Raw genomic sequence first — 16682 nt, 5'->3', positions numbered from 1 at the left:
TATCTAGAAGTTACATAGTCGTTATTAGGTAATCGTTATCAGGTAGTCGTTATAAAAAGCTATTGATCATACTCTGGGTAATCAGTTAAACCTTTTTCTGCTCCACCAAATAAAGTATCAGGGTTATGGGAGGCTAGAGGATAACCATGTTTAATACGATTTGGTAAATCTGGATTAGACACAAAAGGACGTCCAAAACCAATCATATCTGCCAAACCACTTCGTAATGCCTGCTCACCTTTTTCAGCATCATAACGACCAGCATAAATTAAAATACCGTGATAAGCCGCACGTACATTTTCTTTGAATAATAATGGTGTTTCTGGCGCATCATCCCAATCCACTTCTGCAATATGAATATACACAACATTATGTGTATTCAATAATGCCGCAGCTGCGCTGTAAGTTTCAACAGGCGTTTCATCAACCGTCCCATTTAATGAAGTAAACGGTGCTAAACGTACACCAACACGTCCTGCACCGATTGCTTCAACCATTGCAGCAACCACTTCGGCAAGAAAGCGTAAACGATTTTCAATACTTCCACCGTATTCATCGGTGCGATTATTGGCATTAGAGTCAATAAATTGATTAATTAAATAACCATTGGCAGCATGTAATTCAATACCATCAAAACCGGCTTCTATCGCATTTAGTGCGGCTTGACGATACTCTTCAATAACATTATTTATGTCCGCTTTAGTCATTTGACGCGGTGTGGCTACATCAACAAAGCCTGGTGCACCCACTCCATTATCAACAAAAACTTTAACGTTATCTGCTTTCAAAGCAGAAGAAGAGATAGGCTGTACTCCACCTGTATTGTCTGGATGTGAAACACGACCAACATGCCAAAGCTGAGCAAACATTACACCGTCCTTTTCATGTACTGCATCGGTTACTTTTTTCCAACCCGCAATTTGTGCTTCACTGTAAATACCAGGTGTCCAAGCATAGCCTTGACCTAATGCAGAGATTTGTGTGCCTTCACTCACAATAAGCCCAGCCCCTGTTCTTTGTGAATAATACTCAGCCATGATGTCATTCGCTTCATTACTAGGTTGAGTTGCACGAGAGCGTGTCATGGGTGGCATCACAATACGATTTCTTAATGAAAATTTACCTAATTGGATTGGTTGAAATAGTGAGTCAGTCATTATATTTACCTTTAAAAAAGCCATTGGATCTTAAATAGTTCATTGTCTGAAATTATTATTCTTCTAAACCCATTACAATAAATCTCAAATCTACTTTTTAACTAAAAAAGCCGCTAGTTAGTTGTAAATTTTGCAAATGCAGCATCAATTAGCGAAGTTAATCTTCGAAAGACATCAATTTACACCTTAAATTGATGCCTTATCGACGTAAAATTTAGATTCTATATTTATACCAATCACACTAATTAACTGATCTATTTTACTGGTTAAAATAACTTATTTCTTCGTTGTAAATTTCGTAAAGGGAACACCATTTAGCTCAATTTACGCCTTAAACTAAGTCATTTTTCCTGCACAAAATTTAGATCTCTTATTTAATGTAATCGGTATTAATGTAAATTGGCATGATGAGAAGTGTTTAATTATTTCCATAAGCCATAAGATACGCTTGCCACTGAAAATATAAAATTATGATTAATTATCATTATAATAATTTTTGGTTATATTAAAAGGAACGCCATGGTGCCTTGCTAAAAATGAAAGGAAATGATTTACAACCTCATTGGGTGAGCGTTAAGCCTATTAATTAAATATCAAAAGGAAAAGGAGTCATTCAAAATTTATACCAATCACAATAAATAGCTTATCTATTTTACTTGTTAAAACAGCCCACTTCCTCGTTATAAATTTCGTAAAGGGAACAGCCATTTACATCAATTTACGCCTTGAATTGAACTGTTTTTCCAGCGCAAAATTTAGATAACATATTTAATGTAATCGGTATTATTATGCCTATACCTGTTGCCGTTCATTGTTCATTGTTCATTGTTCATTCGTTAGTTTGAACTCCAAACCAAGGCGCAACATGATAACAATGGCGAGTCCTTACCGAAGGTGGCAACGTAGGGTTGGCTTTCCAGCTAACGACCTAAAGGGCAAACTGCGAAGTAAAGACCTTCGTTGTTAGAAAGTGTCGATTTAATCCGTTAGATCTTCCTCTTTTTGCCTGGAATCTGTTCACTTCACCGCTTGCTGAATTTTTAACATTGAATCGTAACGGGCGTATAAATTAATGAGTATAAACAAAACCACCATAAAGGTATTTAGTCGCTTCAGCACCTAACACCAATACTTTATCACCTGCATTTAATTTTTTTGAATTAACTAATCTTGCTAAGCTAACCCATATTGCAGCGGACCCTAAATTCCCAAGAACTTGTGCATCATTAACGATCCTATCAGGGTGTACATCTAACTTCTTAGCCATCATCAAATCAATATGACCATTGGCTTGATGCGGTAAAATATAGCGAAAGTCATCAAGCTGATAACCACGAGATAATACTGCTTTTAAGCCTAATTCAAATAGTTGTTCACCATTATCTTTAACGGCCTGAGTATTATGATGAAAGCGAGCCATGTTACCTGTTCCAACTGTATTTGAACCACCATCTAGATAAAAGCCTGGTTGTTTATTATGCCCAATCTGTCCAATATAAATATCGCTTATAAGTTGTCTTGGGTCTGTAGCAGTTTGAACAATCACAGCCCCACACCCATCCCCCATTTGCATATAATTAACCATTTGAGAGGTAGTAATAAACTGTTCATTAATATCAAAATATACTGATCCAGTCTCACACCCTACAATGGCAATAGGTCGAGAATCGGTGGCACTAAACGCACTAGCTATTTGCAACGCATTAGCAAAGCCAGTACAAGCTTGACGTAATTCAAGATAAGGGCTGATTAAGCCCATTTGGTCAGCAACCCAAGCAGCATTAGGAGGTACTTGAGTATGAGGAGTGCAAGTATGGCTAAGTAGATAACTTATTGATTCAACAGGAATATTCGATTGTGTTAATGCATCATTTAATGCAGTTAAACTCATATCAATACTCGAAGGTAAACATTCGCTTAAAGGTTTAGTTAAATCACGTACTAAATGGCGTTCTTTAATACCTAATCGTTTAGCAATGATACTTGCTTTTCTGGCAGCAGATTTTCCACACAATGTTTCTAATGCACTAATTAGTTGTTGATTAGTAACATGTTGTGGCGGTAATACAGCGCTAATTGCGAGTAAATTTAGGTCGTACGGGGCAAAAGTTACTGCCATTTTCTCTCCAAATTTGTGAATATTTTATTTAAATCTACACCCAAAAAGTGAAAATGCTCAACTTGAGTATCGAGTAACTGATGTAATAAATGACTTACCGAGTGTTGCTCTTTCCTAAACATTGCAGAGGTGGCACCTAAAGCTTGAGCATGATGTCTCGCGACATAAACATGCTTAGCTTCATCTTTTTTAATAAGTCCACAAAGGTGAGAAAATGGATGATTGACGCCTAATAAGCAATGTTCAAATTCATGCATTACTTGCGTTACACAAGCGTCTAAAGTGGCAATTTTAATAAAATGCTGACAACGGTCTTCTCCACGCCCAAGTTGAGCATAAAAACGTTGTGCTTGACGTTGAATATGACGCTTATTTTCAATAATAGGTAACGCATTAAGTATTGCTTGTAAAGCTTGATCATGCCGATGCTCATCAGCTTCCACTTCCAGTAAGCTTTTAATCATCGTTTGATTATCGTCTTGGTTTTCACTAAATAAACGATTAATTTCTTGATTAAATACAAGCTGAGCCGATTGTTCACCGCACAATATTAAAGGAATAAGATGTGCGAGTGCGTATTGATCCGTTATCTCCCATGTTTTAACATTCTTAGCATGTAAGGCTATCCATTTCTCTATTCTTTTTCCATTAGCATTATCAGATAGTATAAATTTGTCTAATGCGGCCTGGCTTATTTTAGGTAGTGGAAAACAACGGGAAGATTGATTATTCATTAACGTTCACCTCGCATTGCCAAACGATAACAAACGGGCAATACAATGAAGTCAAACAACCAAGCAATAAAAATAGTTAACAAAGAGAGAAAACTTAATTCAATAATAGGGAAAAAATCTGAATTAAGACCTAAAGAAAACCCTAAAACTAATAAAATACTAGTAAAAGTAATAGCAGGTATTACCTCCCGAAATCCATTAAGTGTAGAATCTATTTCACTTGACTCACTCTCACTCACTTTTAATAATAAATGTAAACTATCATCAATAATAATGCCTAAAATCATCCCCATCACCACAGCACACCCTAAACTTAAACTGCCTCCAATGAATTGCCAAAATCCAAAGACCAACACAAGCGGAAGCATGTTCGCCAATAACCCTAACAAAGCTAATTTAAACGAGCGTTTTAGAAATATTAACAAGGTCAAAAGCAGTAATAATGCCGCTATAAATGAACTCAACATAGTCCATGAATTTTCACGACTTAAATGAGCAAACACAAGCTGTTGACTAAGCGGAGGTGAAATCAATGTATGTAAATTATTTGATGTTAAATAACTTAAGACTTTATCTTCAAAATCAATAAGTTCACTGGCTTTCATTGGTACAAGATTAACTCGAAGTAAACTAGCGCTGCTGTCTACATTAACCAGTCTTTCAATACCTAACGTTTGTATCGTATTACCGGTTAATATTTGCTTAAATTGATGTTGCCCTACCCCATACCATTTAAGCCAATCAACGATACTATGTACTTTAATAACTTCATCTTGCTTTGCTAAGAAACGATTAAATTGATTAATTTTTTTAATATAGGATGCATCAGTAATACCTAATTCAGTATTAGTATCAACAACAAAATTTATATTATTTATCCCATTAAACTTTGTTTCCATTACTTGCTTAGAGAGACTAAATACATTATCAGTAGGAAAATAATTAGCCGCATCATCATCAAAACGTAATTGACTTAAACTAATTGCAGCCAGCAACGTCAATGTTCCAACAATAATCAACACAGCCCGGCGATAATACCAACCTAACCGATATAAATGTCCGCAAAAGTGCGATAAATTAATAATTGAAATTACTTTATAATGAGCTAAACGAGCAAAGGTAATTAAAACAGAATAGTTAACAAGAAAGCTAATCAGTACAGCAAAAGCAACCATTGCACCAAAGTCTTGGATGGGGGGTGATGGGCTAAACCTTAATAGAATAAAACCAAAAGCAGTGGTTATGCTTCCCCAAAATAAAGGTTTAATATTACGTTTCATCGACGTTATTAATGCGGTTAAAGCAACTTGTTTATGATCGCAATTAAGCACACTATCAGAGGATGTATTACCGTAGATATTAGCGCATGCGTTACGCCAATCAAAATACAAGTGCATTGCATAAGCCACATTTAATACAATAATAATGACAGGGACAAAAGCACTAATAGCCGCAATAGTAAAATTCCCCCATGCAGCTAAACCCAGTGTACAAATCAAAACCACAAATGATGAACTTGCAATGCCAACTATCCACCACTTTTCTGGTATCACTAGCCACAACATAATACAGAGTAAAAGTATTAATCCGGGTAAGAACCAGATCAAATCATGTTTCAATACCTCAGCATATTGCCAATTAAGTGCGAGCTCTCCTGAGTAGTAAACCTCTAATTTAGGATCATATTGCGTCATTTGACGATTAATTAAATCCCTCGTGCTATTTAATTGAGTTAAAAAATCAGAGACTGCATCGTGCTGATTGAAGGAGAGAGTTAATAACACGGCACTATTATCCGTTGCAACAAACTCTGTTAATGCAGGGTTTTGTTTACCTCTCACCGGTAATGCGCTAGATAATGGATTAAAGTAACTTTCTTTAAAACCGCCCACTTTTTTAATAAAAGACAGATCAGATAAAGCAGAAGTAAGGTCTTTAATAAACGGCAAATGTTTTTTAATATTATTATCTTGTTTGGACTCAATAATAATCACCAGTTGATCATCTTGAGCAAAGTCACGTTGAAATGTTCGAAAGCGATTAAATCGCTGATCATCTTCAGAGAAATAACTCGTATAATCTACTGCAAACTTCAGCTGCCCTAGTCCCATAGACGCAACAATGCATAATAGTAACCAAAAAAAGAAACTAAAACGCGTCGTTACAGTGGTGGTCAGGTAGCTAAAGGTCATGTATTGGTCTTCATAAATTAAGTATAATTAAATAAACTTACTGGATATCGTTATTATTAAAAGACCTTAGCAGCCCTCTTTTTAATTCAATTATTTATCATAAATTGAAGACATAACTAATATCAGATTTATTGCTGATATAAATTAGAGAAAAGTATTCTTTATATCGACTTAAGATAAAAAGAATAGATCAGTGAATGATTTTTTAGCAAGAAAATAAATAAAAATGATAACTAAAGGACAAAGAATCAAGTGCTAAATAAAGTGCTTTAGTTATATTAAAAGCGATAATTAATAGATATAAAACCAATACGGAGATACTTCAACGCATGGTCTAAACTGTTATATTGCATAATTTATTAATAAGCACTATTCTTCATACAATAAGACAATAAGGAGATTTGAATATGAAAGAGATGATCGTAAAAAATTATATGGATGTTAATTTTGCGAAGATATATGAAGACATGCCTGTCATCACTGCATCAATAGAGCTCATCAAAAAAGAAGCCTTAGGCGGACCCGTCATTGCCTCAGATAACACGCTACTTGGTTGGATTTCTGAACAGGAATGCTTACATGTCACGACTCAATTTGCTTATCACAACCAACGTATCGGTTTAGTCCAAGATATCATGCGTAAAGAAGTGTTGAGTGTTAAGGCAGATCAAACGATTTTCTCACTGGCAGAAAAGATGGTTGGCCCTCAACCTAAAACCTACCCTGTTATCAATGAAAACAATAAAGTGGTGGGTGTAATATCTCGTCGCAGAGTGTTAAAAGCCCTATTAGATAATAATTTTTAATGGGTTACTTATAAATAGATTTCTTATAAAAGAACTTTATAAGCATATTTAATGAGACAGCTGTATTAGTTAATGTCTTAGATAATAAAGAAAATACTGATTAACACTTTATTGACCCGAACTTCTAATTTAGAAGCTCGGGCATAAATATATACCCGTTACCATTTAAGGTACAAAACTCAGCAAGCAATGTTTTATATAGGAGCATTTCAATATTACTCCTATATCGCCTCTATAGTATTTCTAGACAAAAGTCTTATATAGAAACACTGCTATAAACCACGGATAGTCAGTAGACAATTAAACAGCAGATAACTTATTCGCTGTCCAAACATACAACAACTCTAACGCAATGGTTGCGGCAGCAAGTGCAGTGATCTCACTTTGGTCGTAAGCAGGTGATACTTCAACCACATCCATTCCCACCAAGTTAATGCCTTGCAGTGCACGAATGATTTTTAATGCTTTATCCGAGCTAATACCACCACATACAGGCGTACCCGTACCCGGTGCAAAAGCAGGATCTAAGCAATCAATATCAAAAGTTAAATAAACAGGTTTATCACCCACAATCGCTTTTACCTGCGACACTATTTGCTCAACCGATAAATCGTTCGCTTCCATTGCATTAATCACATTAAAGCCATGACCTTGCTTTTTATATTCAGTACGAATACCAATTTGAACCGATGATTTAGGATCAATTAATCCTTCATTAGGGGCATGGTAAAACATAGTGCCATGGTCATAACGACTGCCGTTATTATAAGTATCAGTGTGAGCATCAAAATGAATTAATGCCATTTCACCATGATGCTTTGCATAAGCACGTAATAAAGGCAGCGTGACAAAATGATCCCCTCCTAAACTGAGCAACATTTTACCACTGCTTAATATTTGATCCGCCGCGGCTTCAAGACGTTGTGTCATGTCTTCAGCATCGCCACAATCAAATACTAAGTCGCCAGCATCAATCACATTAGTATGTTCGAACAGTTTAAACTCCCATGGGAATTTTTTACTTTCCCATGATAAGTTAACCGAGGCACGACGTACCGCATCTGGCCCCATTCGTGCCCCTGAACGACCTGATGTTGCCATATCAAATGGCACACCGAGTACAACCACGTCTGCATTTTCAGCCAAAGGTTCTTCCGCTAACGGATTCTTTACTAAAGGACGACGCATAAACGTCATCGCATTAGAATATAAAGAAAAATCCTCTTTAGTGAATAAATCACTAAACGCACCGTTAGGGTGATCATTAGATGAAGCTGACATTTAAAAGCCCTCTAAGTAAGTGTAACCCGCTAAACCTTGCTCTAACTCGTCTAAAATAGCTTGCTGTTCTTCAACAGACACGCGTGATGACGCTAAAGCACGGTAATTATCACGAATCGCTTCAACATCAATATGTACATATTTCATTACATCTTCCACGGTATCGCCTTCATTTAATGAATCGATATTCCAGCTACCATCTTCTTGTACATTCACCACTACACTGTGCGTATCACCAAATAAGTTGTGCATATCACCTAAAATTTCTTGATAAGCACCGACTAGAAAGAACCCCATTAAGTAAGGTTTATCAGCAGACCATGCAGGGACTGGTAAGGTTGTTTCAATACCTTGTCCATCAACATATTGGTCGATAACACCATCAGAATCACACGTGATATCTAACAGTACGGCGCGACGCTCACCCGCTCTGTGTAAATCAGACAACGGTAAAATTGGGAATACTTGATCAATGCCCCACGCATCAGGTAATGATTGAAATAGTGAAAAGTTAACAAAAAACTTATCCGCTAAACGTTCATTTAAGTCATCTAAAATCGGACGATGGAAACGATTTTTAGTGCTCATTTGTAAGCTCAATTCATAATAGATGCGTAAAGCTACTTGCTCACCCCAAGCTCGTTCTTGAAGATTTAACACGCCTGTCGCAAATTGATTGTGTACTTCTACTATGTCACTTTGCGTATCGTTATAAATCTCAATTAATGCACGGTCATCACTTCCTCCAGACAATAACTCCCAGTTGTTCCACATGTTTTGTAACAATAAAGAACCTTGCTCAGCAGGTGCATCAAACTGTTCTGGTTTATAGGTTTCTGCGCCAATAACATTGGTGATCAATACCGCATGATGCGCTGTTAATGAACGACCAGACTCAGAAATAATCACCGGTTTAGGTTGTTCATATAAATTACAAATATCACTGATCGTAATCACAATATTACGAGCGTATTCCGCTAAGCTATAGTTCATTGAGTTATGAGATTGGCTACGTGTACCGTCATAATCGACAGCCAAACCACCGCCCACATCTAAATAATCTAATGGCACGCCCATCGCTCGTAATTCACAGTAAAAACGTGCTGCTTCACTAACGCCATTACGCACGTCACGAATGTTGGCCATTTGTGAACCTAAGTGAAAATGTACAAGTTGTAATGTATCTAATTGGTTTTCTGCTTTTAAACGCTCAACAACCGTTAATACTTGAGATGCTGCTAACCCAAATTTAGATTTCTCACCACCGCTTGATTGCCATTTACCAGCCCCTTGTGATGCTAAGCGAATACGTAACCCCATACGAGGTTTAACACCTAATGAGCGTGCTTCTTCTAACACTAAATCAAGTTCAGATAACTTCTCTAATACGATTAAAACGTTATGGCCTAACTTTTCACCAATTAACGCTAAACGAATGTATTCTCTGTCTTTGTAACCATTACATACAATCACTGAACTCGCTTTTTGCGCTAATGCTAATACAGCTAATAGTTCTGGCTTACTGCCCGCTTCAAGACCTAATTGCTTATGCTCTAGTCCAGCTTGGCTTTCTAAAATTTCATCAACCACTTCTTTTTGTTGATTCACTTTAATTGGGTAAACCAATAAATAGCGGTTATCGTAATCCACTTCTTGAATCGCTTGATTGAAAGCATCACAAATATTATGCACACGTTGGTGTAATATTTGAGGGAAGCGAACCAAAGCTGGCATACTTAAATTACGCTCTGCTAATTCTGCTGCGATGTCACTTAATGCCACCTGATGATCACACCCACTGCGCGGCGATACATACACCTCACCTTGGTCGTTAATCCCATAAAAACCTTGGCTCCAGTAACGAACATTGTATTCCGCGCGGATGCGGTCCATATCAGTTGAATGTTGCAAATTTAGATCTCTCATTAATGTAGGAGTAATGGTGATTCAGTTATCTGAAATCACAGTATGGCAAAAATTTCAGGCGGATTATTGGTCAATAAATACATTACGTCTAGATAATAATTTTCGCGTTATCAATCAAAAAAATTGTACAGACAAGCTATCTATACAGTTTTATCGATTAGAAGGCGGAAATAAAGGTCAAAAAACAAACGAAAAGATAACAAGGCAGAAGTATTTACAGGGGCTATTAAAAGTTTTGGTATTAATAACTCATCAATTAATCCAACCACGGCCATAAAGTGGCTGGATTAATTGATAAGCAGTTAGCTCTTTGAGTTAAGCTGTTTAGTTAATTGAATAACAATTAGCTCTTTGGGTTAAGCTATTTAGCTACTTGGGCGTAACTATTTTAATTTAGTCACTAAAATTTGCTCAACACGTACCCCTTCAAGGTCCAAGACTTCAAACTTATAACCTTGATGAATAAAATTATCAGTACGCTTAGGTAAACGCTTTAAAGTGTAAATCATAAAGCCCGCGATGGTTTCGTATTGATTACGGTTAGGGAACTCCTCAATCGATAAACAACGCATCACATCATTAATTGGCGTTAAGCCTTCGATCAACCAAGATGAATCATCCCTTTGCACTATTTGTTCTTCGTCTTGATGAGTAATTAACTCCCCCATAAAGCTACTCAACAAATCTTTAACGGTTACAAGGCCTACTACCGTCGCGTATTCATTGACAATCACAGCAAAAGGTTGTGCCGCCACTTTAAAAGCATTTAACGCTTCAGATAACGTTAATGTTTCTGGAAGATAAAAAAGGTCCTTGTCGACTTTTGTTGGGTGTATTTGTGCTAACTCGCCTTTCAGTACTAAACGTAAAATCTCTTTCGATTCAATGCTGCCGCGTATTTTATCCAAGCCACCATCACACACTAAAAAATCATTATGAGGTTGCTCGATAATCTTTTTGCTGATCTCGTCGCTACTATCATCTAAATCAAAAAAGATAATCTGATCTCGTGGTGTCATCACACTGCCAATGGTACTGACTTCTAAATCAAATACGTTACCAATTAATTGATATTCTTGCTTTTGCAAACTGCCATCTTCGGCACCGGCATCCATCATGGCGATAATATCTTCGGTAGTCACCAACTCAGTACGCTCTGTCGGAATATGAAATAAACGCAGCATCATATTGGTTAAGCCGTTGAATAAGAAAACCGCAGGCATCAGCAAAAAGGTTATCCAACGCATTAAAGAGACAATGCGTATAGCAACCGCTTCCGGCATGATAATAGCTAAACGTTTAGGTAATAAATCGGCAAAAAGAATAAACAAAGAAGTTAGGCAAATAAAAGAAAGTACAAAGCTCACTTCGCCTAATAATGGACCTTGATAAAAGACACTGATCATTTTACGAATATAAGGTGTTAATGCTTGCTCACCGATAATACCGCCAAGAATAGAAATACCATTTAATGCAATTTGCATCATCGCAAAAAAGTTACCTGGTTGCTGTTGTAACTCAATCACTTCAAGCGCTTTACTACTGCCTTCATCGGCCATCACGCGTAGCTTTATCTTTCTAGCAGCGGCAATAGAAATCTCCGACATCGCAAATATTGCACCTGCTAATATCAATAAAACAATGCTCAACACATCACTCATTTTTAAACCCTTTCATCACAATATCGTTATCTTCATTAATAACTATTTAACACATATTTAATGTGTTTCAATTAATCTATTCACACTTTTACAGTCGTAAAATCAGGCGCATTATAGATCGAGTTTCAAGTTCGACAATCGTTATTTTTACAAATCATGCAACCCACCAGCAAAACCAAAATAAACCACTGAATTTAAAGATAAAAACAGGAAGTTAAATATTGTAAAACTGTTTTACAAAGGATTTTAAAGCATAAAAAACAAATCCAAAAATGAGATTAACAGAAGCATATTCGCTTTATTGATAAGACCAGAACAGATTTTTTCTTATTAAATTATGTTCTGAACTCATCGCTTAGCCATCCTAATTAACGATGTAATTAACTAGATAAATCACTGCACAACAGCCTATATAAACGAGTACCTATTTGAATAGTTAGATAAGATAATTTTAACGAGAATAATTCATGAATACCCTAAAAACTAAACTGAATAGAAAAGTTAAAAACAGTCATCGTTAGATGTTTATAATTTATCTAAAAATTAGCTAAAGGCTTACCCCAAAAGGCTTCACGATGTGTCAAATGCTTGATCATGAACGCTTTATTTTATTAATTATTCATGTACTATCAAAATACTAACCTTGTAAAGACAAAAAAAATGATAATGATAACGACTAACATTTTGACTATTTATGCGGATATATAATTTTTCCAATAAAAAAATAAGCTTAAGAGCATTCAACGCTTTCTTTTTTGCGAGCGTCTTTATCATCGTCTTCATTGGTTTATATTATCAGTATGCTGCTTCCAATAAGACCACCTCAGAAAACTTCAAAAACGCCAGTTACACAAAATCGTTAGAGATGAGAGAAAAGTTTAGATCTGTATTCGATAAACTTGAATATCAATTTATCCAAGCTGAAAGTCAAAACATCGAGAAGCTCGATCAATTATCAATGTTATATAACAATCAAAAAGCACATTTGAATTTAAAGCAGATGGAAGATGAATTAAATCGAAATGTAAAATTTGGTAAATACCAAATCTTCATGATCAATCAAGATTATATTATCGAAAAAGCATCCTATGAAAAAGAAATTGGTTTTGATTTAGGACAATTCAAAACCGTAAAAGAACTGTTTAACAAGATCTTCAACAAGACCATTAAACTTGATATTTCTTCACCTAAACTTGACCTTGATTCGAGGTTAAAAAGGTACTTAGTAAAAGTATCTGACGATGGACAGTATATTCTGCAAATAGGATTTGCTTTAGATTACAGTGAAGAAATAAGTAAACAGTTGCAATATTTATTAACTGAAACCAGCCAAACAAACTTATACATGGCGACTGAGTTTTTTATACAAGATATTAATATTAAAGCCATTGATTTTAAATCTAATGCAGAACACAAGGCATACACGCATAACCTGACACAAAATTTTTTATTTGATATCAATCAAGCATTAAAAAGCAATGAAATAGAAAAGTTAGCAACCTCTGACACTAGAAAAATAAGCTTAAATAAAACATTGGTGAAACTTATTCCATTGAATGAAAAACTAATTAGCTTTACTGATAGCAAGGAAAACACGCTAAACTTTTATTCTTCTACTGGCTCTTTATTTGGTGAAAAAAGCGATACTTTATTATTTATCAAAACATCTTTTCCTTTGGCAAGGTTAGACAGGGATTTACAACAAAACCTAAACACGTTCTTGTTTATAACCATGCTTGTTTTTCTGGTTTTAACTTTATTTGAATATTATAAAAAGAGAGAAATAACAGACAAAATAACCTCTATCACTAAAATGATTAAAGATAATCAGATAATAGAAGATCAAAGCTCTTCAATAAAAGATATCAGTGTTTTAATCGATAGCTATAACCAAATGTTAGCGAAATTAAATAATCAAATAACGATTAACAAAGAACTCTCCTATATCGATTTTTTAACAGGTATTAAAAACAGAAAAGCTTATGATGAAAATATAGAAAAATCAGTCTCCTTATATAGAAGGTATGGTACGACTTTCTCTCTCGCTATTTTTGATGCGGATGACTTTAAGCAAATAAATGATAATTATGGTCATAGCTTTGGCGATATAGTATTAAAAAGCATCTCGAACGTACTACAATCCAGTATTAGAAATGGCGATATGTTGTTTAGGGTAGGCGGTGAAGAATTTATTGTCATTTTCCCAAGTACCAATTTAGAGAAAAGTAAACAAGCCGTTGAAAAAATAAGAAAAAATATAGGTTTGAACCTTAATCTAAATCGTAAAGTTAATATTACGTTAAGTATCGGGTTAACAGAAATGACCAGCCAAGACTGTAAAGACTCAATCTTTAAACGAGTAGATAATTTCTTATATTCGTCCAAAAAGAATGGTAAAAATAAAATCACTTCAGAGTGATACAATAAATAAAATTAACGAACAACTAACTCACAATAAAAACAGTTGTAAACAGGACACCTTAAGCATGAGTATGAAGAGCAAATTGTACATACTGTATGAACCGAATTTATAGCGAGACAAATACCTATTCTGCTTTATAAAAAACCTTTTAAACCTATAAAACCCACGTAACTTCAATATGCCACTACAATGGAAGGATAGCTTCTAGTTAAAGATTAAAGGTTAAAGGTAATACTATTCAACATTTGAAATATCCGAGCGCCCTCTCACCTCATTCAACAAATAAATTTCCTGATAAATAACCTCCTCTGCATATAGAAGAACGACTTAACGTTGAAAATTAGCCGCATTTTAACTTATTGGTAAAACAAGACGCTAATTCAGTTTTACCCGTAACAAACTACCTATATATAACTAATTATGATACTACTGAGCGATTAAAAAATTTAATCTAACAATAGTATTCACAAATGCAGTGACAAAGGATTCCACTTCATTTCTGATATGAAAAGAGTATGTGCACTATATTTTAAACATCGATAAAAAGCATATTATTAACTATAACGTTTAATGGAGTATTTAATGTTACGTTCTTTGAAATTTCAAATATACCTATTGGTATTTATTCCTTTCATTTTAATAGCTGTACTTGGCTTATATATTGAAATTAACAGCACCAATAGTATTGAAAAAAAAGTGAGTGAGGTAACGCGGGAAAATACGATAGAAATAGAAAAGAAACGCTTAGTGACAATTATAAACTCAGCACATTCTATGATTCAGCCGTATATTGATATGCCTAGTGATGAAGGTTTAAAAGATGCATTAGCCCTAATTAACCGTTTAAAATACGATGGTAATAAAGGCTACATATTTACCTATAATTTTAATGGAGTGCGTCTACAAAGTGGTTCAAATAAAGGAATTGGCAAAAACTTTTGGGATCTTAAAGATAAAAAAGACAATTACATTGTCAGAAACATAATTGAAGCAGGCAAATCAGGATCAGGCTTTACCATCTATTATTTCCCAAAACCTGGTGAAAAAGAAAGCTCTCCAAAATATTCTTATTCGTTATTAATCCCCAAATGGAATGTCATTATCTCAACGGGATTTTTTATTGATGACGTAGACCGAGCGCAAAGAATCATAGATGAAGAAGTCTTAAACGTTGCAGATAAAGCAATACAACAAGCTATTTTCTTCTTTATTGTGAGTTTTATCGCTGTTGCTATTGTCGTGTTTATCGCAATCAATCGAATTTATCGCCCATTAAATAATTTAAGTACTTCGGTACGAGGTCTAGCGGGTGGAGAAGGTGATTTAACGGCACTATTACCCACGAGTCAAATAGCTTTACTTGACCAAATTGCAGATGACTTTAATCTATTCCTCGGCTCAATGGGCGATGATATACGTAACTTAAAAGGCACAAGTAATGAACTAAATAACATTGCAAATGTGTCTAGTAAACAACAAGCTCATTTAGAAGAGCTATCTAATCAACAAAAAAATGAAACCATTCAAGTCGCGACAGCGATTGATGAAATGTCATCCACCTCTACTGAAATAGCCAACACTGCTGAGCAAACACGTTTATCGGCCAGTTCTGTTGAAAAACAGATGCAAGTTGTATTGGAGCAAGTACAAGTATCAAATGAGCAGCTAGATAATTTAAATGAATTAATGGTTGGCGTAGAGAACTCTGTGACAGAACTAGGCGGTAACGTTAATTTAATTAGCTCTGTACTCAGTGTTATTGAAGGCCTATCTGAACAAACTAACTTACTTGCACTTAATGCAGCAATTGAAGCCGCTCGAGCAGGTGAACAAGGTCGAGGTTTTGCAGTCGTAGCAGATGAAGTTCGTAGCCTCGCCAAACGTAGCCAAGACAGTACGGTAGAAATCAAAGAGATACTTGAGAAACTACAAATGAGCACTGAAAAAACGGTCGGCGATATGGCCCGCTCAGATAAACAACGTGTAGTTGTGACTGAAGCAATGGGACGCATTCGTGACATTATTGGGAGCAGTAATCAGTCTATTCAACAGTTGTCTGAAATGAATATTCAAGTTGCAACAGCCGCGAGTGAACAATCTACTGTTTCTTCTGAAATTGCTGAACGTATTAATGGTATTGCATCACTTGCAGATGATATTGGTAATAGCTCAGCGGAGGTTAGAGCGCAGTTTGAAAACCTTGAAATGCAGTCTAAATTAATTGTTGATATGACCAATAAGTTCACTGTTTAAGTTTAAAGTCAGTAATAACTAATGTTAACTTTAACTTAGCTATAGTTTAAATAAAGCAACATATTAACTATAAAAAAGACGAACAAACGAATGCTATTTACTTAAAGTGAATGGCATTTTTTTTAAGTCAG

Annotated in this window: 11 protein-coding genes; 4 read left to right on the top strand and 7 right to left on the bottom strand. The window is 35.3% G+C overall.

Features of this window, described 5'->3' with window-relative positions; genetic code table 11:
- Positions 1 to 59 precede the first annotated feature (59 nt).
- The 4 genes from SP041_RS02185 to SP041_RS02170 all read right to left on the bottom strand — a co-directional run bounded on the left by SP041_RS02185 (position 60) and on the right by SP041_RS02170 (position 6202).
- Positions 60 to 1157 (bottom strand): alkene reductase, encoded by a 1098-nt coding sequence (locus SP041_RS02185; RefSeq protein ID WP_025565512.1) that lies wholly within the window; start codon positions 1155 to 1157, stop codon positions 60 to 62.
- Positions 1158 to 2226: 1069 nt separating this feature from the next.
- Positions 2227 to 3276: a 3-oxoacyl-[acyl-carrier-protein] synthase III C-terminal domain-containing protein gene (locus SP041_RS02180; RefSeq protein WP_025565633.1), complete on the bottom strand. Its 1050-nt coding sequence runs from the start codon at positions 3274 to 3276 to the stop codon at positions 2227 to 2229.
- Positions 3267 to 4010: a hypothetical protein gene (locus tag SP041_RS02175; RefSeq protein ID WP_025565632.1), complete on the bottom strand. Its 744-nt coding sequence runs from the start codon at positions 4008 to 4010 to the stop codon at positions 3267 to 3269. The genes SP041_RS02180 and SP041_RS02175 overlap by 10 nt, the downstream gene beginning before the upstream one ends.
- Positions 4010 to 6202: an MMPL family transporter gene (locus SP041_RS02170; protein ID WP_025565631.1), complete on the bottom strand. Its 2193-nt coding sequence runs from the start codon at positions 6200 to 6202 to the stop codon at positions 4010 to 4012. Before SP041_RS02170 ends, SP041_RS02175 begins: the two co-directional genes overlap by 1 nt.
- Before the next feature lie 407 nt (positions 6203 to 6609).
- Here SP041_RS02170 and SP041_RS02165 point away from each other — a divergent pair, with 407 nt between their 5' ends.
- Positions 6610 to 7008, top strand: a complete 399-nt coding sequence (locus tag SP041_RS02165) for a CBS domain-containing protein (protein ID WP_025565629.1) — start codon at positions 6610 to 6612, stop codon at positions 7006 to 7008.
- 300 nt (positions 7009 to 7308) lie between these two features.
- On the opposite strand, the gene speB is transcribed toward SP041_RS02165, so the two are convergent.
- Together speB and speA are read right to left on the bottom strand one after the other, a co-directional pair.
- Complete coding sequence (gene speB, locus SP041_RS02160; protein WP_025565628.1) at positions 7309 to 8289, bottom strand: agmatinase; 981 nt, start codon at positions 8287 to 8289, stop codon at positions 7309 to 7311.
- Positions 8290 to 10200: a biosynthetic arginine decarboxylase gene (gene speA / locus SP041_RS02155; protein ID WP_137297346.1), complete on the bottom strand. Its 1911-nt coding sequence runs from the start codon at positions 10198 to 10200 to the stop codon at positions 8290 to 8292.
- Between the two features lie 31 nt (positions 10201 to 10231).
- On the opposite strand from speA, the gene SP041_RS02150 reads away from it, so the two are divergent.
- Positions 10232 to 10492, top strand: a complete 261-nt coding sequence (locus SP041_RS02150; RefSeq protein ID WP_025565626.1) for a hypothetical protein — start codon at positions 10232 to 10234, stop codon at positions 10490 to 10492.
- Positions 10493 to 10598: 106 nt separating this feature from the next.
- Here SP041_RS02150 and SP041_RS02145 read toward each other — a convergent pair whose 3' ends face one another.
- Entirely contained in the window at positions 10599 to 11876 is a 1278-nt protein-coding gene (locus SP041_RS02145; protein ID WP_025565625.1) for a hemolysin family protein, read from the bottom strand.
- Positions 11877 to 12876: 1000 nt separating this feature from the next.
- Between SP041_RS02145 and SP041_RS02140 the strand changes: the two genes are divergently transcribed.
- Together SP041_RS02140 and SP041_RS02135 are read left to right on the top strand one after the other, a co-directional pair.
- A complete protein-coding gene (locus tag SP041_RS02140) occupies positions 12877 to 14295 on the top strand; it encodes a GGDEF domain-containing protein (protein ID WP_170968517.1) in 1419 nt (472 codons plus the stop codon).
- A gap of 585 nt (positions 14296 to 14880) precedes the next feature.
- Complete coding sequence (locus SP041_RS02135; protein WP_025565621.1) at positions 14881 to 16551, top strand: methyl-accepting chemotaxis protein; 1671 nt, start codon at positions 14881 to 14883, stop codon at positions 16549 to 16551.
- Positions 16552 to 16682: the final 131 nt, after the last annotated feature.

The sequence above is a fragment of the Psychromonas sp. SP041 genome, from assembly GCF_000470315.2.
In the GTDB taxonomy this organism is placed as follows: domain Bacteria; phylum Pseudomonadota; class Gammaproteobacteria; order Enterobacterales; family Psychromonadaceae; genus Psychromonas.
The sequence above is the reverse complement of the archived record's forward strand: the minus strand, read 5'-3'. Positions and strand labels throughout refer to the sequence as shown.